The 20855-nt window shown below is 47.2% G+C and carries 23 protein-coding genes; 18 read left to right on the top strand and 5 right to left on the bottom strand.

Features of this window, described 5'->3' with window-relative positions; genetic code table 11:
* Positions 1-1091 (bottom strand): RuBisCO large subunit C-terminal-like domain-containing protein (locus METPAY_RS07060; protein WP_048151126.1); only part of this gene is annotated, 1091 nt, incomplete at its 3' end.
* A gap of 93 nt (positions 1092-1184) precedes the next feature.
* Between METPAY_RS07060 and METPAY_RS07055 the strand changes: the two genes are divergently transcribed.
* From METPAY_RS07055 to METPAY_RS07010, 10 genes are all read left to right on the top strand, one after another.
* Positions 1185-1994 carry an HAD family hydrolase gene (locus METPAY_RS07055; protein ID WP_048150697.1) on the top strand — a complete coding sequence of 270 codons (810 nt, stop codon included), beginning with the start codon at positions 1185-1187 and terminating at the stop codon, positions 1992-1994.
* Positions 1995-2141: 147 nt separating this feature from the next.
* Positions 2142-3752, top strand: a complete 1611-nt coding sequence (gene atwA / locus METPAY_RS07050; RefSeq protein ID WP_048150696.1) for a methyl coenzyme M reductase system, component A2 — start codon at positions 2142-2144, stop codon at positions 3750-3752.
* 10 nt (positions 3753-3762) lie between these two features.
* Positions 3763-5313 carry a methyl-coenzyme M reductase-associated protein Mmp3 gene (gene mmp3, locus METPAY_RS07045; protein WP_048151125.1) on the top strand — a complete coding sequence of 517 codons (1551 nt, stop codon included), beginning with the start codon at positions 3763-3765 and terminating at the stop codon, positions 5311-5313.
* Complete coding sequence (locus METPAY_RS07040; RefSeq protein WP_048150694.1) at positions 5310-5780, top strand: methanogenesis marker 6 protein; 471 nt, start codon at positions 5310-5312, stop codon at positions 5778-5780. Before mmp3 ends, METPAY_RS07040 begins: the two co-directional genes overlap by 4 nt.
* Positions 5781-5785: 5 nt before the next feature.
* A complete protein-coding gene (locus METPAY_RS07035) occupies positions 5786-6250 on the top strand; it encodes a methanogenesis marker 5 protein (RefSeq protein ID WP_013329836.1) in 465 nt (154 codons plus the stop codon).
* Positions 6247-7488 carry a methanogenesis marker 15 protein gene (locus METPAY_RS07030; protein ID WP_013329837.1) on the top strand — a complete coding sequence of 414 codons (1242 nt, stop codon included), beginning with the start codon at positions 6247-6249 and terminating at the stop codon, positions 7486-7488. Before METPAY_RS07035 ends, METPAY_RS07030 begins: the two co-directional genes overlap by 4 nt.
* A gap of 2 nt (positions 7489-7490) precedes the next feature.
* On the top strand, positions 7491-8072 hold the full coding sequence (locus METPAY_RS07025; protein ID WP_048150692.1) for a methanogenesis marker 17 protein: 582 nt from the start codon (positions 7491-7493) through the stop codon (positions 8070-8072).
* The gene (locus METPAY_RS07020; protein ID WP_048150690.1) at positions 8073-9014 is read left to right on the top strand and encodes a methanogenesis marker 7 protein; all 942 of its coding nucleotides are present in this window, start codon (positions 8073-8075) and stop codon (positions 9012-9014) included.
* A gap of 45 nt (positions 9015-9059) precedes the next feature.
* A complete protein-coding gene (locus METPAY_RS07015; RefSeq protein ID WP_084600731.1) occupies positions 9060-9506 on the top strand; it encodes a carboxymuconolactone decarboxylase family protein in 447 nt (148 codons plus the stop codon).
* A gap of 97 nt (positions 9507-9603) precedes the next feature.
* Positions 9604-10233: a DUF4013 domain-containing protein gene (locus METPAY_RS07010; RefSeq protein ID WP_052418717.1), complete on the top strand. Its 630-nt coding sequence runs from the start codon at positions 9604-9606 to the stop codon at positions 10231-10233.
* Between the two features lie 173 nt (positions 10234-10406).
* Here METPAY_RS07010 and METPAY_RS15725 read toward each other — a convergent pair whose 3' ends face one another.
* Together METPAY_RS15725 and METPAY_RS14205 are read right to left on the bottom strand one after the other, a co-directional pair.
* Positions 10407-10703, bottom strand: a complete 297-nt coding sequence (locus tag METPAY_RS15725; RefSeq protein ID WP_169743647.1) for an RDD family protein — start codon at positions 10701-10703, stop codon at positions 10407-10409.
* A 263-nt stretch (positions 10704-10966) separates the two neighbouring features.
* On the bottom strand, positions 10967-11623 hold the full coding sequence (locus METPAY_RS14205; protein ID WP_157199027.1) for a hypothetical protein: 657 nt from the start codon (positions 11621-11623) through the stop codon (positions 10967-10969).
* 158 nt (positions 11624-11781) lie between these two features.
* On the opposite strand from METPAY_RS14205, the gene METPAY_RS06985 reads away from it, so the two are divergent.
* The 3 genes from METPAY_RS06985 (at position 11782) to METPAY_RS06975 (ending at position 14194) form a co-directional block, all read left to right on the top strand.
* Positions 11782-12309 (top strand): flavodoxin domain-containing protein, encoded by a 528-nt coding sequence (locus METPAY_RS06985; RefSeq protein ID WP_048150677.1) that lies wholly within the window; start codon positions 11782-11784, stop codon positions 12307-12309.
* 10 nt (positions 12310-12319) lie between these two features.
* Positions 12320-13060, top strand: a complete 741-nt coding sequence (locus METPAY_RS06980) for a hypothetical protein (RefSeq protein ID WP_048151122.1) — start codon at positions 12320-12322, stop codon at positions 13058-13060.
* Between the two features lie 78 nt (positions 13061-13138).
* On the top strand, positions 13139-14194 hold the full coding sequence (locus METPAY_RS06975; protein WP_048150674.1) for a flavodoxin domain-containing protein: 1056 nt from the start codon (positions 13139-13141) through the stop codon (positions 14192-14194).
* Here the strand turns inward: METPAY_RS06975 and purB are convergent.
* Both purB and METPAY_RS06965 read right to left on the bottom strand, forming a co-directional pair.
* Positions 14186-15526, bottom strand: coding sequence for an adenylosuccinate lyase (purB, locus tag METPAY_RS06970; protein ID WP_048150672.1), 1341 nt, complete (start codon positions 15524-15526; stop codon positions 14186-14188). The two genes, METPAY_RS06975 and purB, sit on opposite strands and share 9 nt — an antisense overlap.
* 563 nt (positions 15527-16089) lie before the next feature.
* Positions 16090-16311, bottom strand: coding sequence for a PspC domain-containing protein (locus tag METPAY_RS06965; protein ID WP_048150669.1), 222 nt, complete (start codon positions 16309-16311; stop codon positions 16090-16092).
* A gap of 70 nt (positions 16312-16381) precedes the next feature.
* On the opposite strand from METPAY_RS06965, the gene METPAY_RS06960 reads away from it, so the two are divergent.
* The 5 genes from METPAY_RS06960 to METPAY_RS06940 form a co-directional block, all read left to right on the top strand.
* Complete coding sequence (locus METPAY_RS06960) at positions 16382-18379, top strand: ATP-dependent DNA helicase (RefSeq protein WP_048151121.1); 1998 nt, start codon at positions 16382-16384, stop codon at positions 18377-18379.
* Positions 18373-18852 carry a methylated-DNA--[protein]-cysteine S-methyltransferase gene (locus METPAY_RS06955; RefSeq protein ID WP_048150666.1) on the top strand — a complete coding sequence of 160 codons (480 nt, stop codon included), beginning with the start codon at positions 18373-18375 and terminating at the stop codon, positions 18850-18852. Before METPAY_RS06960 ends, METPAY_RS06955 begins: the two co-directional genes overlap by 7 nt.
* Entirely contained in the window at positions 18849-19763 is a 915-nt protein-coding gene (locus METPAY_RS06950) for a ketopantoate reductase family protein (RefSeq protein ID WP_048150663.1), read from the top strand. Before METPAY_RS06955 ends, METPAY_RS06950 begins: the two co-directional genes overlap by 4 nt.
* 18 nt (positions 19764-19781) lie before the next feature.
* Positions 19782-20387: a molybdenum cofactor guanylyltransferase gene (gene mobA / locus METPAY_RS06945; RefSeq protein ID WP_048150661.1), complete on the top strand. Its 606-nt coding sequence runs from the start codon at positions 19782-19784 to the stop codon at positions 20385-20387.
* A 2-nt stretch (positions 20388-20389) separates the two neighbouring features.
* Positions 20390-20855: 23S rRNA (pseudouridine(1915)-N(3))-methyltransferase RlmH (locus tag METPAY_RS06940; RefSeq protein ID WP_048150659.1), on the top strand; the 466-nt coding region annotated here is incomplete at its 3' end.

Below are 20855 nucleotides of genomic sequence, written 5' to 3'. Positions count from 1 at the left end.
CCGGATCTCGTACCATCCGGGTGCCCGTGGATACCCCCGCCCGCCTGCAGTACTATATCCGTTCCGAGAGTTTCCAGTTCGGCACGAACCTTCCCCGGGTGCAGACCACCGCTCGATACAGGGAACACAGGTTTGAACCCGAACATGGGGTCGGTCAGCATTTTGTTGTCCCCAAGGATCTCCGAAGGATCATGACCCATCTTTCCGCTCACAGTTCCGGTATGAAGCTGATCTCCTCCGGCCATCCTGACAAGTTTTGCAATGGGACGCATCGCAATGCCATGCTCAGGGTTTCTCGTCATCGCAGCATGCATCGTCCTGTGGATATGGAGGGGAACATTTCCGGACTTTAATTCGGAAAGAGCCTGCACTGCAGAGAAACCGCATGTGATGACATCGACCATAAGGGTGTTTGCACCACATTCAAGCGCCTGTTCGGCACGTTCTACGATCCTGTCCGCCCTGTCCGAGACATTGACTGCATAAAGGATCTTTCTTCCCGTCTCGCTCATTGCATCGTCAAGCCGTGCCATTACCTCCTCTACACGATCCTTCATCGGGCAGAACTCCTGATCTGTCAGGGTTTCATCGTCCTTGATGAAGTCTACTCCGCCGACAGCGGCTTCATATGCCACATGTGCAGTATCCTTCGGGTTCAGGCCCACCTTGGGCTTTATTATCGTCCCGACATGCGGCCTTCTTGATTTTTCCGTTCCTATGAGCTTTCGGACTCCTTCCATTCCGAAAACAGGGCCTGAAAAATTACAAAGCTGTTCAGGGAACTCAACATCAAGAAGGCGTACCGAACGAAGCCTGCCAAGACCGAAAAGATTTCCTGCAACAACCGAGAGGTACTGGGGAATATTTCCCTTTTCAAATATCTCTCCCGGGTACCTAATTTTTGTGATATAACCGTCCCTGTAGCCCTCAAGCGATTCCACATGCCCGTCAAGTTTTTTCACATAATCGGCTCTTGTAGTGAGATCTGTCCATGTACCTGTCGTCTCTTCATCGGATATGGCCTGGGCGGCAAATTCAGGGGTAGTATTTTCATCGGGTATAAAATAATAAACTGCAATAACATCCTGCATAATGCACTACCATCTATAACATAATACTAAAAAACTTTGTCAAAGGAACAATATTGAAAGGTTTACATTCTGATATACTAATAGAGAAATAACATGAGTCTTGCAGTGGTTTTCGACAGCGCAGGCACCCTGCTGTACACGCTGAGAGTTGCAAAGGACATCCCCAAAGACAGAATAGTAGAAGGAGTTGAGACCACAACTCTGACATGTTCTGAAAAAGGAAGGTCTCTTGTTCTTCTGTATGTCAATTCAAAAGAATTAATCGAAGCAGAACCAGAAATGCTCCTCTCCGAATACCTCACACAAAAAGAGGTCTCTTTCGGTGTCGCATGTTCGAGCATCGTTACAACTACCGAAGAGATCTCCGAATTACTCTACAGGGACAAAAAAGCAACCTGCGAAGATCTCCAGACATGTATCAGGAAGGTCTGGAGCTGCTGCAAGAAAATGCCGGTTGTGGCCCTCAACAACGGTGTAATAGTTAATAAAAACATCAATTCCATTGAATTTGCCATTACATCCGGCGGAAGACCTTTCCCCAATGCAAAAGATACAATTCGCCTTCTTCACGAGAATAATATTGCATCATATGTCGCATCCGGAGACAGGACAGATAAATTAATCAAAATGGCCGATTATCTAGGGATTCCTCACGGGAATGTATACGGAGTTTCCACTCCCAAGATAAAGGCGCAGATCGTTTCCGACCTGAAGGAACAATATGACAAGGTAATAATGGTTGGTGACGGAATCAACGATCTTACGGCAATGAAAAAGGCCGATATCGCGATCCTGACCGAAGAACAATACGACAAGAAACCGAAAGTACTGGAGGACGTAGCAGATTATATCATCAAAGACGTATCGGAAGTATTTGAGATCGCAAAAAAGTATAACTCCTGATTATTCTTCTTTTTCCACATCCTCTCCCATAATCGCTGCTTGATTCAATTCTGCTTAAAAATATATCCTTTGTTACAATTTAATTCCAAAAAAGAATAATAATAAGATAAAAAAGCTACAGTAGTATTTAATAAGAGGTCTTGTCCTATGGCTCCATTAATAACTGTAAAGGATTTATCCAAGGAATTCGACGGGAACCCTGTCCTGAAGAATATTAATTTTGAAATGGAAGAAGGCGAAATTCTGGGGATAATCGGAAGAAGCGGAGCGGGAAAAACGGTTTTGATGCATCTTATGAGAGGTGTGGATACGCCCCCCACATCAGGATCGATAATCTTTCATATTGCCGCCTGTGAAAAATGCCAGAATGTCGAACCTCCAAGCAAAGCAGGCGCGAAATGCCCCAAATGCGGGGGCACCCTGAAGCCTGAGGACGTCGATTTCTGGGCGCCCGAAAATGAAAGAATGAAGCGCAGGATAATGAGAAGAACCGCGATCATGTTCCAGCGCACATTCGCCCTCTACGGAGACGACAGGGTAATTGAAAACGTAATGCATGCCTTAAGCGACATAGGATACCCGGGAGAACAGCAGGTTTCAAGAGCGGCGGACCTTCTTGACGAGGTCAGGCTCTCGCACAGGATGATGCATATAGCAAGGGACCTGTCAGGAGGTGAAAAACAGAGGGTTGTTCTCGCAAGACAGCTTGCAAAGGAGCCCTTCATGTTATGCGCCGACGAGCCAACAGGAACTCTCGACCCGAGAACCGCCGACATAGTACACGAGATGCTCTCGGAGGCATCGGCAAATAACGACATGGCAATGGTTGTCTCCTCACATTTTTCGCAGATCATCGAGGATATCTGCCACAAAGCAATTCTCCTGGAAGACGGCGCCATCAAAGATATCGGAGATCCAAAGAAGATCGTCAAGACCTTCCTAAAAGATGCAACAGACACTGAAACATTCGAAAAAGGGATTCTCGGCGAGAGCATTCTCCAGGCAAGAGATGTCGTCAAGAGATACATCACGGTCGACAGGGGAATGATAAAGGCTGTCGACGGAGTGTCATTCAGTGTAGCAGAAAGGGAAATATTCGGGATCATAGGTACGAGCGGTGCAGGAAAAACAACCCTTTCAAGGATCATATCAGGAATTATCGAGCCTACGAGCGGAGAGATGAATATCAGGATCGGCGAGCAGTGGATAGATATGACCAAACCCGGCATCCAGAACAGGGGGCGTGCCAAATCATACGTGGGCCTTCTGCACCAGGAATACGATCTCTATCCCCACAGGACCATCCTCGACAACCTTACCGATTCAATCGGGCTTGAGTTCCCCAAAGAGCTTGCGATGAGAAAAGCCATCATAACACTCAAGATGGCAGGATTCAGCGAGGATAAAAGCCACAAGATCCTCAACAGGATGCCCAGCCAGTTGAGCGAAGGCGAAAAACACAGGGTAGCACTCGCGCAGGTCCTGATCAGGGAGCCCAGGATCGTCCTTCTCGACGAACCAACCGGAACCATGGACCCTATTACAAAAATCGACGTTAAACATTCCATCATGCATGCAAGAGAGGAGATCGACGAGACTTTCATCGTAGTATCGCATGACATGGATTTTGTGCGTGATATCTGCGACAGGGCAGCCCTTATGCGCCACGGAAAGATTGTCAAGATCGGACCGACGAATGAAGTCCTCGAATACCTGACACAGGAAGAAAAAGAAATAATGGCAAATTCCAGCGCCTGAGGTGATCTCATTGATAAATATCATCCTCGACGGGAAGAGGATGGAGATGGAGGACGGATCTCTTCTTGAAGATCTAATCCCCAAATTGTCCCCGGATTTTTCAGTTGCAATCATTAAGCCCTCGGAATCTTCAGAGGTGACGACAGGCAGTTTCAGGATCGTTACCGATGAAGGGGAAGTGACGATCGAGCTTGAAGACGAACGAGCCCCCCCTGCCGTCAGGGAACTCCTAACATCCTTATTCGAAAAAAAAGAACTGCTCCCGATGAAGATAAAGTGGGACGACCGTTATTCTGCTTCTTTCGGACCGTTCTCAAGTAAAATAAAACCTGACAAAAACGCACACAGGTATTCGAAAGGCGACCTGATCCTCGGATGCGGAGGTTATGATCCCGACAATTCATATCTTATCTTCTCAAGAGCGGACCACATCGCCGATCACGGTTCTGATAAATCGGGAGGAATAGTAGGAAAAGTCGTAAGCGGGTTGGGTGTTCTCGGGAGATGGAAGACGGGCAGCCTGATTACGAATTCCGAAAGAATAATCAGCAGAATAGAGACAGGAAATTCCTTTACGACAAAAGACAGGTCGCTTCCTCTTGAAGACGGAATGGAGGTAGTATCCCGCCTGGAAATTTCTGCAACCGGCTTCAATGAAGATGCGATCGACCCGACCGGTTTGGCCAGTGTAGAACACATGCTTCATGCACTTTCGAAAGAAAAATTTGAAGTTAATCTCAAATCAAGCACATTCATCTCTGACGAAAGGCTGAAAGACAGTATCGTGCCGTATGAGATAAAAAATCCCCGCCTTGAAGGAAATGTAACTGTACGAACATCCGGGAGAAAGGCCGGCAGCGTCTACATATATCTCCAGGATCTCCCGAGCAGCCCCTCGCATACGACGACAGGAAGGATAGAACACGGACTGGAGCTCGCAAAACTTGCGTCGGAAGAAGATCGGCTTCATGTAGTAGTGACACCCCCGCAGATCGATCTAAGGGGAATGAGAATAAAAGATGCAATCGCTGCAGCGAAAAAGAGAAAAATTTCGATCGACTACGACGACAACGGCCCCGACAGGATTGTCGTCGAACAAACCCCTCCGACAACAATGGGAATTTTATCGGAGGGAAAGGTTTCAGTCAGAACAGTGTCCGAAGGGCATGTGATAAACATAAGGCTGGAAGATAAAAACGCTCCGCGTACATGCAGGATATTCAGGGAGCTGACCGGCCTCAGGTGGTATAATATAGGCAGCCTTCCCCTGATCTTCAAATATGACGATGTCGCTCTCTTCAAGCCCAAAATCCCGCAGAAGATTACAATCAATCTCGAAAACCTTCCCACGGATGAAGTTCCCGCAAATTCGCTTGCGATTACAAACGACTCGAGAAAGGGTAAAGGCCTGATAGGAATCAGGAGAAACCCGAACAGGGAGTTCGGGCCCACTTCCGAGCCGTTTGAAGGGACAAATATTCTCGGAACCGTTCTCGACCCCGAAAAACTGGATTCGCTAAAGGAAAATGAAACGATCTATTTCAAGGAGGAATCCGGATGAATATTCTCAACCAGAACAAGACTTTGTACCAGGGATCGCTTACAAGATATGTATTCGTCGAATCCCCCAGCATCACTCCCCAGCAGCTTGTCATAAGGGCGTACGAGATCTCTCACGGAGTTCTTGTAAAGGAGACCTGTTTCGGCCTCCAGATAACAGGCAGTCCTTCAGAAGTAAAAACTATAACCGACGAGCTCCGCAAGATGGACCCTGCTCATATTTTCACCAAAGACAGGGGATTTCCACCCGGAGATCCAAGACGGTGCAGGGCGAATCTAGGCGGGGCAAGGCCCGGCTATTACGGCCACGAATTTGAGATGGGGCTGGTAAGATATGTCTCAAAGGGCCTTGAAGGATTATACGACGGCAGAAAAGCGGACAAAAAGATGATCAAGCAGATCCAGCATAAAGAAGAGAGCCTGCCTGCAAAAAAACTGGTTGAAATTATTAAATCGGAAGGAGCGTGACAGCAATGGCAAAGATATTCATATACCCCTCGACAAGCCTGATCCTTTCGGATATGGTCGAAAGATTCGGCCATGAAGCACTTGGTGCGGCAATTCCGATAAGAGAAAGAGTACAGACACCCGGACTGGATTCACCTCCTCTCCAGATGACCCCGGAAGACCCAAAGAAGGGCCTCAAATATGCTGCAGTCGAGGTCCCGTCGGGGGTCAGGGGGAGAATGGCACTCCTCGGGCCGCTCATCGAAGAGGCCGAGGCTGCAATAATAATCAGCGAGGCAGATCTTGCCTTCGGCTGCATGGGATGCGCAAGGACGAACGAACTTGTAAAATTCCTGGTCAGGCAAAGAAAGGACATTCCTGTTCTGGATATAAGGTACCCCTCTAATGAAGATGAAGGACTGGCCTTCGTTACGGCAATCAAAGAATTTCTGGAAAATATCCCCAAAAAGAAGGGAGATGGCAAAAAATGACGGAACAACCTGTAAGAGTGGCACAGCTTTCATGCGGACCTGAACACAGCGGAGTCCAGAAAGAGATCTACGAGGCCGCTTCGATGGTCAATGCGGAGATGTTCTTCCCTGACGTAACACTGAAAGATATTAAAAAGGCGTACGATGAGTTCGGCCTCGACGCCAGGTCCGGCGATCTGAAACTCGCAATCGCAAGGGCAAAAGCGCTTGTCGACGGTGCAGTCGATGCCGATGCCGTATTCATCGCGACGTGCTTCCGCTGTTCCGAAGCGGCAATAGTTAGAAACGAACTCAGGAGATATATTCACAACAACTCCTCGCTTCCTGTAGTCAGCTACTCCTTTACAGAGAGAACGACGGCAGGAACTCTCCTTACAAGAATGGAGGCACTTACAACAATCGCAAGAAGAAGAGCACTCCTTGCAAGAGAAAAACAGGTCGGAATCACCCTCGGGGTGGATTCAGGTTCGTCAACCACAAAGGCCGTCGTCATGAAGGACAACGAGATCGTCGGTACAGGGTGGACACCAACGACCGAAGTTATGAAAAGCGCCGAGAGTGTCGTAAAAACCGCACTCGAGGAGGCCGGTCTCAAGATGAAGGACATCGAAGCGATTGGCACCACGGGATACGGCAGGTATCTTATCGGGCATAAGATGAAGGCAGACCTGATCCAGGAGGAGCTGACTGTCAACTCAAAGGGTGCAGTGTATCTCGCAGACCGCCAGCATGGCGAGGCGACAGTTATCGATATAGGCGGGATGGACAACAAGGCGATATCCGTACAGGACGGGATACCGGGAACCTTTACAATGGGAGGGATCTGTGCCGGAGCTTCAGGCAGGTTCCTTGAGATGACCGCAAAAAGGCTCGGCGTGGATATAACTGAACTCGGCCCCCTTGCAGTCGCCGGAATGTCAAGGAATGTCCCGATGAACAGCTACTGCATCGTATTCGGTACGCAGAGCCTCGTAAATGCTCTTGCCGAAGGACATACGAAAGAGGATGTCGCCGCAGCCGCATGCCACAGCGTCGCCGAACAGGTATTCGAGCAGCAGCTCCAGGAGGTCGATATCAAGGAACCAGTTATCATGGTGGGCGGAACCTCCCTTATTGAAGGTCTTGTAAAGGAGATGGGGAGACTCCTGCAGACTGAGATTATCGTTCCTCCGTATTCACAGTATATCGGATCGGTGGGATCGGCCCTTCTTTCATCAGGGTTCTTAAAAGAAGGTTAATTATGGCTCTTGACTACTTTGAAATGGAATGCAGCGAAGAGAAAGGGGGCAATGTCTACCTTGAGATCGCATCGGACATACTGAAGGATCTAAATCTCCTCTCGATCATTTCAAGGCTTCAGATCTACATCGACCCCGAATTTCCGCTTTTCCTTGCCGTCGGCCAAATCCGTAAGATGCCCGGACTGATAAAGGCAGGAGACTTTACGAACATAATGGAGAAAGAAGGAAAGATTGTAATCGACATCGGCGACGAAACGCACCTCTCCAATTTTCTCTCGAAATTATGGAGCAAATACGGAAGAGAGAACGTAGACCAGCCGGATAGGTTTACGATCACTCTAAGTCCCGAAGGCAAAACCATCGAAGAGATCGAGAATATCGTCGTCCTCGACCAGAGGGAGAATATCTACAAGGATATAATATACGCCATGCAGTGGATTGCACCCGAAGGATTCAGGATCAGGAAGGAAGGGCTTGACAAATCGATCTTCTATTACATTGCCAGCGAGAACACGATTCCGGAAGATATGGCTGACCAGCTAATCTCCGATAAGATCAAAATTTTGAAGGAGGGGAAATAAATGGTCCTTGTCCCGATCACGTACAAAGGCGGGGTATTCAGGCATGACATCATCGTGGATCTTATCGATGATCTCGGCGGCTATGTAGTCCAGAAGCACATGATTGCACAGGAAGTTATCCTTCAGTCCCTCGTTCCCAGGGAAGACATCGAGCTTATACGAAAAACAGGACGCCCCCTCGGAGGAGAAGTAATCGAAGCGCCTCTTGTAGGAACAGAGATTGCAGTCGTAACCCCAAGCCTTGAAATCCATCATCTCCCGCATACTTCGTGCGACGCCGCGGAATACCTGAGACGGGCAGGTGCCAAGACGAATATGATCGGTCTTGCACGCGGATTCGGCAAGAGAATCGCCAACCTGAATATAGAAGAAAGGGATGTTATCAACGAGCATGACTGTGCGGTATTTTTGCTTGGAAATTTTGAATCCTGTATCAAGTACAAACTTCCCGCACTCAGGAGAGGAATCAGGGTTCCGATAATTCTTACAGGCGGACCGAATACAAAGAACCTGAAGAAACTTGCAGACCCGCCTGTAGAAGGATATGTGGGAGGAATCGGAAGGATCGGCCACAGGACGCAGAAGCAGGAGGGTGAGATTGAATTCCTCGACAGGCTCGTCGAGGAGGTGTCGGGCGTTCTTGAAAAGAGAAGAGAGGAGATAGCAAAGGACCCGTTATCAATCTCGCCTGCGAGGCTGATGGCAGCAATCGACGAGGAACTTGGACTTAGCGAGACTTCAACCCATCCTACTCCGGTGACAGTGCAGATCGCAGGATTGAGAGTAAAGATCCCGTATGACAACTTCTCAGGAATGATCGGAGATATCGAGATCGAGAACGGAATTAAAGTTAAGGATGTTGCAGATCTCCTGCCTTCAAGAATGCGCAATTACATATGGATTCGGATTAAACCTTTTTCCGATACAAAAATAATAGTATGAATGCAAATAACTTTGCATAAACACAAATTATATTGGGAGACGAAGGTGAAAGAATTGGACTTCGAGAATTCACTGAAAAAGATTGCAGAAACAGGGAAAGAAAAATCCGCAAAAGAACTTCTTGAAAGAGTTGAAAGAGAAACCGGCGAGATACCCCTGATATATGAAAAGATGGCCAAGAAGCCGGAAGTTCTTATCTCCCACCTTCTATATAAATGCGCAGTTACCGAGACCAGCACCCTTGAACCCAAGACTGTTGAACTGATATGCCTTGCCGTAGGCGCTGCACTCAACTGTCCTCACTGTACAGAATATCATATGCGGGCAGCAAAAGCAAAAGGAGCGACTAAAGACGAAATTCTGGAAGCTGTACTCCTTGCGGGGTCTCTTGCGCAGGCGTCCGTTCTTGCTGATGCCTACAGGGTTATAGAAACAGACGAGGAAGGGTGCAAGGGTTCATGTGAATTAAACGGTTTTACTTTAAGAGATTAAAGAAATCTGTAACCTGCAGGACTTTTTCCCCTAAAAAACCGATTGCTTTTTATATTTATGAGTTTTCTATTCTATTATCTCTATAGGAGGTGTAAATTTGGGTATAGGAGATATGTTAGGAGACTCTTTTGAGTTTACAAAAGAAGCTTTTATCGGAAAATGGGTCAGATGGATTGTCCTGATCATATGCAGTATCATATTCCCGCTGATTATGGGATATTCACTGGAAGTAATGCGTGGCAAAAAACCGGCACCCGAACCTGGGAACTGGGTAAAGACCCTTATTGACGGAATTTTGTATTTCATCATCAACTTTGTCTACATGATTCCTGTCTGGATTCTTGCATTCATCTTCATCCTTCCGGCTGTAATGATGGGATTCTCGGGCAATGTTACAGGAGCGATTGCGGTCGGCGGAATCGGACTTTTGATAACCGTGATCGTTGCAATCATTCTCACCCTTATTGCCGTGATTGCAGTTGTCAGGTTTGCAAGAGAGGAGAAGTTCGGAGAGGCATTTAATTTCCACGAAATTTTTGCAAAGATCAAGAGCATCGGCTGGCTTAACCTCTTCATTAAGCTGCTTGTTGTGGAGATTATTATCGGAATAATCGCTATGATTCTGATGATGATCCCTTACATAGGCCCGATATTGATCTTAATCGTGGCACCCGCATTCACCGTATTTATGGCAAGGTACATCTGCCTGATCTACGACAGTGCATAAAAAAAGATCAAAATTTCCTTTTTTTTATCAGACCGAAATACCCGTGGCCGTAGCACTTCGACCGGTTCCATAAACAGTTTTTTAGGATGCCTGTAACCGGATCAATAATTAATCCTGTTTTCGGCTTTTTGTAAATATTTTGATTATTTGAAATCTTATTATTGAAAAAGCATTTAAAGCCGGCTTTTGTCCCAGACATATTTACCTGCAACCATATCATGAAGGCCTTGTTTGCGCCTGGTAAAACCGATCGTAATGAACCCGATGTACAATATAAGTGCATAGAGTATTTTGACAATCCACAGGACAATTGCTCTGCCAAAAGAGACCCTCCGGTATTCAGAACCGGTGACTACAAGACCAAAAGCCCGTTTTCCGATTGTCGTCTGTTTCGATGAACTCTCCTGGCATGCAAAATAAAGCCAAAAAAAATATGCAAAAGATATATGCCAAGGCCCCGATCCAGGCACCAGAACCCATCAACATAAAAGCAAGAAACACCACGACGGAACAAACGACTCCAATAATTATCGTATCAATGACATATGCCCCAAAACGAATCCAGAAACCTGCATATATCTTCTTTTCAGATGAAGGAGGTTCATTAAATCCGCAGTTTGTGTAGATCTCTGCCCCTTAAATTCCCGTTCCTCTCCACAGTTCGGACAAAAGTTATGCTCCACGTCCAATTATTTAAATTAAAAAATTATTAAAAAATTCCATCAATACCAAGTCATGATCTCTTTTTCCCGGAGATAACAATAAACAAAGAAAGTACAAGGGACAGAATCAATACGACCGGAGGAATACCTGCGGCAGGAGTTTCCGTAGGAGTCGCGGTGATCAGTTCAGTCGCTTTTACAGTAGTCGGCCTGGCTGTAACTTTTTTAGTTGTAGTTGGTGTTGGCATTGCAGTCTGTTTCTGGGTTTCGGAAGAGATGGAATAACCTGAATTATCGGATGACGATATGCCCGATACGGAGATGGAAGGATCAATCAGCTTAACCGACCTGGCAGAATATTCGGCGCCGCTGAGATCGTTTCTTCCGAGAGGCCTTTCAACTGCATAAAAAGTATAGATGCCTGCGTCAGGGACCCCGTCTCCTGTCCTGGAATCCCAGGTATAACTCCACCTGTTGTTAAACGCCTTAACAACAACAAAAGTCGATTCATCACCGGACACTACCTCCTCATGAATATTTTCAGGATTTGCACCGTTTGAAGGCAGATTCGGACCGGTTACAAAAAGATATATGTAATCCGAAGTGCATGATCCTCTCAGATCAACGGAGTTTCCAAGATACACCTCATCAACCGCAGAAACGGCTGCAATATTCAGAGATATAAAAATTAAGAATGCCATCGTGAACAATTTAACGTGCTTTATCATCTTATCACCAAAAAGATCCAACTGACAATTAATAACTGGCATACAAATAATATAATAACCATTATTTATCAGATTATTGTGAAAGGTATCGATTTTAACATCGATCTCCACAAAAATAACAGACAAATATACAATATTTTCTACAGGTGTTGATCAAAATGGAAAAGAAGAAGAAAATCCTCGTCGTTTATGCAACAAGATACGGTTCGACAAAAGAAGTCGCCGAAATAATAGGTGATCAGTTATCGGAGCTCGGATACAATGTTATGATATCTGGTTTGATGGAAAAGATCGATCTCTCCGATATAGACGCGGTATTTATCGGAAGCCCTCTTCATCTCGGAAAATGGCTTCCAGAAGCAAGGGAGTTTGTACAGTCAAGGAAGAACGAACTGAACAGGATACCGGTGATTGTCTTCACGACCGGAATCACGATTGCAGAACCGAACGAGCACAACCTTTTGAAGGCAAAATTCGCAATCGATGAGATTTCGCAATACATCATTCCCTTTGAGTCAGGATTCTTTGCAGGGAGAATTTCGCGTCATCTCCTTAATGAAAGCGATCTTCAGCTTGTAAAAATGGCGAAGATACAGGACGGTGACTACATCGACCCCGGAAGAATAAAAGACTGGGTCATTAAGACCTGCAATAATTTAAAAGAAGAAAAAGATAAACAAAAATAAAGTGGTTGAGATGGAAGATAAAAACTGGCTGATATCACTTGCGGCAGGACTTATCGCCGCCTCAGTAGTTTTATATTACATCCATTACCTTGCATTTCACGACCTTCATCATATCGGCGTCTTCGCACTTCACGAACTTGCGTTTTTACCCATCGAAGTACTGATAGTCACTCTTGTAATCCACAGGATGCTCGAGACAAGAGAGACACGGAGGAAGCTTGAGAAGATGAACATGGTCATAGGCACCTTCTTCAGTGTTGCTGGAAGCCGTCTTCTCCGGTGCTTTGCGACTAGTGCAGGCGAGGCATTCCCCTATAGAAAAGAACTTCATATCAATCCGGAATGGTCTGGCAAGGATTTCGATAAAAGATCCAGAGAACTTAGAGGCATGTCCTTCGAGATCGAGATCTGCAACATCGATCTGGGCAAATTAAAATCATTTCTCGTCGAAAAAGAGGATTTTTTTGTAAGAATGCTTGAAAATCCGATGCTGCTTGAAAACGAAACATTCACAGAACTGTTAAGAGCGGTATTTCATCTTACTGAAGAGCTCCATCACAGGCACGACCTCACTATCTGCCCTGAAAAAGACCTCGTACACCTGAAAGGAGATATCGACAGGGTATTCGGGCAGCTGATCGTGCAGTGGCTGGAGTACATGAAATACCTGAAAGCGAATTACCCGTATTTATTCTCTCTTGCCCTCAGGATGAACCCTTTTGATGAAAATGCAAGTGTTATGATAAAATAACACGATCAGGAGAATATTATTAAAAATAAGGCTAATACTGGTATAGGTGAAACCCGGAGTGCAGCGGGGAGTATTACAATGAACGGAACTGAAAAAATAATCGAATTTCTTGAAAAAAACAAAGGAGAGGTGATATCTTCCCCGCGTTCTCTTTTCGGTGACAGTGATGCGGGAGAGTTTGAAATCACCGATATAAACCGTGAGAAAGAGTATATAACGATAAAACCGGAAGGCTCGATCGAACTGCCTTTCGAATTCAGCCTTATTAAAAAGGCGGTTGATCTTGTTCTCTCCGAAGGTGTCGTTTCTCTCGAAGCCGAAGAAGACTCCGGTGGCCCTGTAGTTCTTGAAAAAATCCTTAAAGAATGGCAGCTGGAAGAAAACCAGCAGATGCTCAATACAAAATTCGTCCCGTATATCGCAGACCTCATCGTCCTTTCGGGAGTCGCAGCATACGGTTGGGTAAAAACTCCCGAGGGGAAAAAGATCAGGGCAATCGCGGTCAAAGAGACACAAAAAAATCCAAAGAAAACAGCGGCCAAAGATAATTCCGGGGAATGGGACAGGCTGACAAAAAACGGAGCGCAAAGGCCCAAAGTAAAAAACGGGGGAGCTTATACAAAAGAAAAAGCTGATGTTCTTGTTACATATGCAACAAGACACGGCTCCACCGCCGATATCGCATGGTCCATAGGAAATTCTTTTTCAGATGCCGGATTCAAGGCTGAAGTAAAGAAAATACAGAACGTGGACGATGTCAGACCTTACAAACTCGTCGTCATAGGAACCCCGATCTATGACAACAATGTCCTCCCGGAAGTAGTCAGCTTTGCAGACCTTCACAGGGACTGGCTCGATAAAAGGAAAGTCGCGTTATTCGTTGTCGGGAGAACGCTCAGGAACAAGGACGACGAAAAGATACTCCAAACCGAAAAGATCATCCAGAAGATCACAAACATCGTCGACATCGTAGATACCGGGATGTTCGCCGGGAAAGTGGCGCCGGAAAACCTTCCTGTGAAAGAAAGACTGGGAGGAATATTCGGAGAAAAGCAGGCAGGCGACTTTAGGGACTGGAGAGAGATCGGAGAATGGTCGAAAGAATTAAGGAAAAAGATATTTTTTTCAGATTGAAAGAGGAGTCAGTTTTTTAATAACATTTTCAACCTGCCATACGGCGGTTCCGATATAATTTTCAGGGTCCAGGAGTTCATTGATTCTTTCTTCAGACAGGTATTTTGCAACAGTCTCGTTTTCCATAAGGATTCCGGCAAGCGGCCTCTGCATTTCTATCGCTGTCATGCTCGAAACCCTGATAAGCTCGTGAGCCTCCTGCCTGTCCATTCCTGACTTTGTAAGTTCGATCATAACCGACTCGGCCATATTCACCCCGTGGAGAAGGTTAAGGTTACGCCTGATGTTTGCCTCGTTGATCTTTACACCATCAAGAACCTTGATCATAACCGCGAGTATATGGTCTGCCAGTATCGACGACTCGGGGAACGTGACCCTCTCGCAGGAAGAGTTCGTCAGATCACGCTCGTCCCAGAGTGTATTGTTCAGAAGAGACGGCTCGACGAAAGAACGAACGATCCTTGCAAGACCGCAGACCTGCTCGGATTTTATCGGGTTCCTCTTGTGCGGCATTGTCGAGGATCCGACCTGCATCTTGCCGAAGGACTCCTCCATCTCCCCGATCTCTGATCTCTGCATCATCCGGATCTCGATTCCGATCTTGTCGAGGGTTGTTGCGATATTGGCGAGGAGCATGAAGTACTCGGCGTACCTGTCCCTCTGGATTATCTGGTTGGAGACATCGACCGGAAAGAGTTCAAGATATTCCATCATGGAGACCATGACATCGTAGCCCTTGTCTCCCATCGCGGCCATCGTCCCGACCGCTCCGGTCATCTGTCCTACTGCAACACGCGGCCTGAGCTGTTCGAGTCTCTCTATATGCCTTCCCACCTCGCTTGCCCAGATTGCAAATCTCAGGCCGTATGTCGTCGGCACTCCGATCTGCCCGTGGGTTCTTCCCGCACAGACCAGGTTCTTCGTCTCGTCCGCTCTCTTCAGGAGAATCGCGAGAAGCGCCCTGAGCTTGGCCTCAATCAGGAACAGACTTTCCTTTACCTGAATACCTGTTGCAGTATCGAGAATATCGTTCGATGTCGCACCGTAATGTATCCATCTCCCCGAGTCCCCGCACACCTCGGTTATCGCTCTTACGATCGACATCATATCATGGTTTATCTCGTTCTCGATCTCCTTGGCTCTTTCAAGCGAGGCGGTTTTTGCCTTTGCCGCTATATCTTCCGATGCATCGGTAGGGATCATCCCGTGTTTTGCCTGTGCCTTCGCAAGTGCAACTTCAGACTTTACAATAGCGGCAAACCTGTTTTCCTCGCTCCAGACTGCCTTCATATCCGGAGTTCCGTAGCGAAAATCTATCGGGTGTATTGCCATAGTGGTTTATATATTGGTATTTATCGATAAAATCAGTTGGGTAAAAAGGTGCAACCGAGTATTCCCTATTCCAGCTCTTCGCTAATCTATGTGGGCATAAAAGCAAGTCTCACTAACTTTGACAACCCCTCGCCGCGAGCTGCACAGCAGGCTCGCAGATCGGCCCTGACCCCGGGGCCTCTCCATTGCGAAAGGCCACTCAGGGGATAGACGAGTATCCCCTGAGCGGCGGGAAGCGGTAAACTCATGGCGTGTACGGAACGGAATATATCAAAACACAAATTCAACAGCTTAGGGGACCCTTGCCGGTCCCCTGAGCGTGCCGCGAGAGAACTATCTTAGGGCAAGGCTCCTGGGCAGGGGCCGTCCGGCGGCCTAGCCGCCGGTGCCGGGGTTGCCCGAGTAAGATCTGGAGCAATATAGCAGTGCCATGTATGTAATATCTGAAAGTATGTGAAGATGAGGAAATGCAAAGCATTTCCGGGCTCCAAAAACATGTGAGAATGAGAAAATGCGGAGCATCTTAGGGCAGTTATTTACCCACATGAAACAACGAAGAGCCTCTATTCCTTTATCGTATACTCGGCATCGATGACATCCTTCTCCGATTCAGTTGGAAGTATCAGCCACGCGATGATATATGCAAGAATACCTGCTCCGTAGAAGAAACAGAACAGTATCCACAATATACGAAGAATATTCGGGTCGATATCAAGATAAGGGCCAAGCCCGCCGCAGACACCGCCGAGAATTTTGTTCTTTTCAGATCTGTACAGCTTTTCCATAGAACACCCGGAAGATGAATTGCATTCTAAACGCAATAATACAAATTGATCCACATAAAATATGTATATAATGGAAGGTCTGAAAGACTGGTTTCCTTACGAATCCTTTCGCCCGTACCAGGAAGAGATGCTGAATACGGCAGGGCTCTGCGCCGAAGAGGGCCGGATCTGCTTAATCGACGCACCGACAGGAAGCGGGAAATCGAGTGTGGTCTCCGCACTACTCGCAAAAGCCAACGGGAAAAAGATAATAATAGCCGTGAGGACGATCAGTCAGCTCAATATTTTTCTGCGCGAACTGGAACTCATCAAAAAGAAGCAAAGCCGCCTGAAGGTTGCATATCTTGTCGGGAAGAGAAACATGTGCCCGATGGGAATCGACGGGGACGTCTACAGGATGTGCGAGGGCCTGAAGGCATTCTCATCGTCGCTGATGCGCGACCGTGCACATAAGGGCTCCCTGATGCCGGCCGGCGATCCGGTGATTAAGAACCAGCTCAAGAGACAGGATCGCGATCATCCCCTCCTGTGCCCGTATTTCATCAGGTCAAGGGTATTTATCGAGAACGACGGGCTGAAGATGACCCCTTCGAATCTCCTGAGAACAAAGGCAGAGCAGGTATCAAAGTCGCTCGTCCCTCCTGAAAAGATTCATGAGATGTGCGGAGAGTTATGCCCGTATGAGGTTATGCTCCAGGGTGCGAGGGATGCGGACGTCATACTGATGAACTTCCACCATCTCTTCAGCGAAACGATAAGGGAACAGATGTACCAGTCGCTGAACATAGAGCCGTCTCAGACAATTCTGCTGATAGACGAGGCTCACAACTGCGGAGACACCATCCAGAGCATCCAGAGTGTCAGCATCAATGAAAGAACGGTCGAACTTTCGCAGAACGAACTGGCCCACATGAGAGGAAGGATCGGGGGAGTCGAATCGATCGCCGCAATGCTCCCGCAGGTGACCGCATTCATGGAGAGCCTGAAGAGATCGACGAAGGCGGAGGACTGGTTCGATCCTGTAATGTTCTCGAAGTTCCTTCTCAGGGGATCGATCTACAACAGGCTCGATGATATCGTCGATGACCTCCTGAGAATCTACGAGGCAATCCGGGAGAAGAAGTTCCAGGAAGGAGATTTCAGGGAGATTCCGACAGAAAGAATCATGGAGTTCTTCCTACGGATACTCCAGGCAGGAACCGATCCGGCCTACCTTTCCATCTACAGAAAAGACGAAGACGTAATCTCGCTGAGGGTTCAGAACATCGATCCGTCTTCGACATTAAGAGATATCGCCGGCCTCCATGCATCGATAATAATGATAAGCGGAACATTGTCGCCTGTCGAGAGCTTCAGGAAACTGTACTTCAGGGATGCGGATGCGACCACTCTTTCTCTTCCGAACGCATTTCCGAAGAAGAACCGGATGGTCTTCTGCGCAGGCGATATTACATCGGCATACAGCATGAGAAAAGACCCGGATAACCACGAACGGATTCTTGGTTACATCAGGTCTTTTGCCGGCCTCAAAGGAAACCTCGCCGTATATTTCCCGTCATATGAGCTCCTGAATATCTACTCGGAAGACCTTCCCTCGAAATTCAATAAAAAAGAGGTGTTCATCGAATCGCAGGATACCGGCACTGCAGCAGAAGACCTGAAGAAATTCCTCTCACTCCCCAACTCCGGCAAATCGGGAATTATCTTCGGGGTATGCGGGGGAAAATGGAGCGAAGGCCTGGACTACAGGGGCGAACTTTTAAACGGCGCACTTGTTATCGGCCTTCCGCTTGCACCATACAATGAAGTCAGGAGGATGATCATCCAGTACTTCAAAAACAGGTTCGGGGAAGAAGGAGAGTTCATATCATATACGCTGCCGGCGATAAACAAGGCCCTTCAGGCACTGGGCAGGGTTCTAAGGACTCCTGAAGACAGAGGCATTCTTGTCCTCGGTGAATCGAGATTTCTCGATAAGAAGATCAGGAAAGGCCTTCCCGAATGGATGCAGGAAGAGCTTATCGAGTGCAACCTCTCATCATTTACAAAGGATATTGAAAGATGGTAATGAGAAAGGGGGCCTGCCGTTTCGGGTACTGGTGGGTTCACGTCGAATGGAGCGGCGATACGATTTACAGGATCCAGTTCTCACGTAAAGGCGATGAGAGCTACATACCCCCACCGATCAGGCAGTTTGTCAAAGGAAAAAGCATGCAAATCGCCGGCCTGAAATCGATCGCATTATCCGACGGCCACCCGTATAGGGAGATCTACGAATCAGTGAGAGAGATACCATATGGTGAAGTGAGAACCTACTCTGAGATCGGCGCCGAGACAGGTTTTCATGCCAGAACGATCGGTGTCGCCATGAGAAGAAACCCGACACCGCTGATCATTCCATGCCACAGAGTTGTTGCAAAAAACGGGATCGGCGGCTTTACACCGGAGATCGATATAAAGAAGGCGCTGCTTGAGATGGAAAAGAAAAACAGCACTACTCCTATTACCAAAAAAGACAAAAATAAACTGGAAGAATTATGAAGATTGCATTTTTGGGAGCCGGTGCGGTGGGCCTCTCTGTAGCAGGAATGCTGTCACGCGTATGCGACGTCTATGCAGTCTGCCGTAAAAGGCATTCGGACGCAATACAATCACGGGGGCTGATCCTTACCGGCATCTGGGGAGAGCACAATTTCAGATTCCCATGCGGAGAGACTCTTCCCCCGGACGAAAAATTCGATTATATATTCATTACATCGAAATCGCAGGACACACGTGAGATCTGCCGGACGAACTCTGAAGCTATAAAAAATTCAAACGTTATTAGTCTCCAGAACGGGATCGGGAACGAGGAGATCATCTCGGAGTTCACCGACAGGGTTATCGGCGGGATGATAATTACGGGGTTTGAGTGGAAAGGAGACGGCGAGGTTCATGTCTCGGTTCAGGCCGCACCTATGAGGCTCGGCCGTTTCCCGTCCGGTCTTGATGATGATGTAAACTCTCTTGCAGATATCATCCAAAAAGCCGGAATTGATGTAATCACCGATGAAAACATCAGGGGAGCCCTATGGGGAAAGACCCTTTATAACTGCGCATTAAACCCCATCGGCGCAATTATGCAGGTTCCATACGGCGAACTCCTGAATGAGAATGCATGGGCTGTGATAAAGAATATCGTCCATGAAGCCTTTGAAGTGTGCAGGGCGGAAGGAGTAACCCTCGAATGGTCGTCACCGGATGAATACCTACAGTATCTCCATGATAAGCAGATCCCGTCTACGGCAGAACACCACTCTTCCATGTACCAGGATATTTCAGCCGGAAAGAAGACAGAGATCGATTTCATCAACGGGGCGGTTGTTGAAAAAGGGAATCTCCATAATATCGAAACTCCAGTGAACAGGACGATTGTAAATATGATCAAATTCAGGGAGTCGCTGAACAAATAAATTGAAGGGGACGGATCTTTGAGAAGCGCAATTATTCTTGCAGGAGGTGAGGCAAAACGGGCTGGGGGCCGGGAGAAGTACAGGTTCAGGTATGACGGGGTGCAGTTCATCCAGAGGCTTATCAACTCCCTGTCCGGGATCACCGACGAGATAATTGTAGTTGCACGCGACGAAGATCACTGCAGCAGTTTTAAGGACCTGCAGGATATTTCAGGTGTCGTCGTTGTCTGTGACATCAGAAAAAAGATCGGACCTCTCGGAGGGATGCATGCGGGAATACAAGTCTGCAACGGAGAACTGATATTCGTAACAGCGTGCGACATGCCCTGCATCCATTCTGAAGTCGTAACAAGACTCTTTGATTCAATAAACGGCCATGATGCAGTAATTCCAAGATGGAACGAAGAGATGATCGAACCGCTCCATGCGGTTTACCGGAAATCGGCCCTGACTGAATACCTTGTTGAACATAAATCTCTCTCCATAAGATCCCTTATTCGAAGTATTGACGCAGTATATGTTGATGTCGAATCTTTCAGGGATGTCGACCCGGATCTCGAGACATTCATGAATATCAACTCCCTGGAAGAACTCGAGAGGATCAACGGAACGCCGGATAAATAGCGATGCCACTGACTGTTTTGATTACCGGTTCAGGAAAGGTGAAAGAACCTTTTCTTCGTGACGGGATACAGGAATACAAAAAAAGACTCTCTGGCTATGTAAAGATTTCACTGGAAGAGGTGCCCGACGAAAGTATCCCGCAGAATATGTCGGCACAAGTAAAAAACAAGATTCTGGATACCGAAGGGGAGAATATTTTAAAAAAAATTAAAGACGACGATATCGTCGTCCTTCTCGACCTTAAAGGCGACCTCTGGAATTCGGAGAGGCTTGCAGGAATTCTTAAAAATGCAGAACTCTCGACCTCCAGCCGGCTGGTATTCGTAATCGGAGGCACCCTAGGAGTTTCTGAAAAACTCATAGAAAGAGCAAACTACCGCTGGTGCCTCTCCCCGCTCACATTTCCCCACCAGATGGTTAGGCTGATTGTCCTCGAACAGCTCTTCAGGGCATGCAAGATCAACAGGG

Source organism: Methanolacinia paynteri (assembly GCF_000784355.1).
GTDB lineage: Archaea > Halobacteriota > Methanomicrobia > Methanomicrobiales > Methanomicrobiaceae > Methanolacinia > Methanolacinia paynteri.
This window is presented reverse-complemented; position numbering and strand designations above follow the sequence as displayed.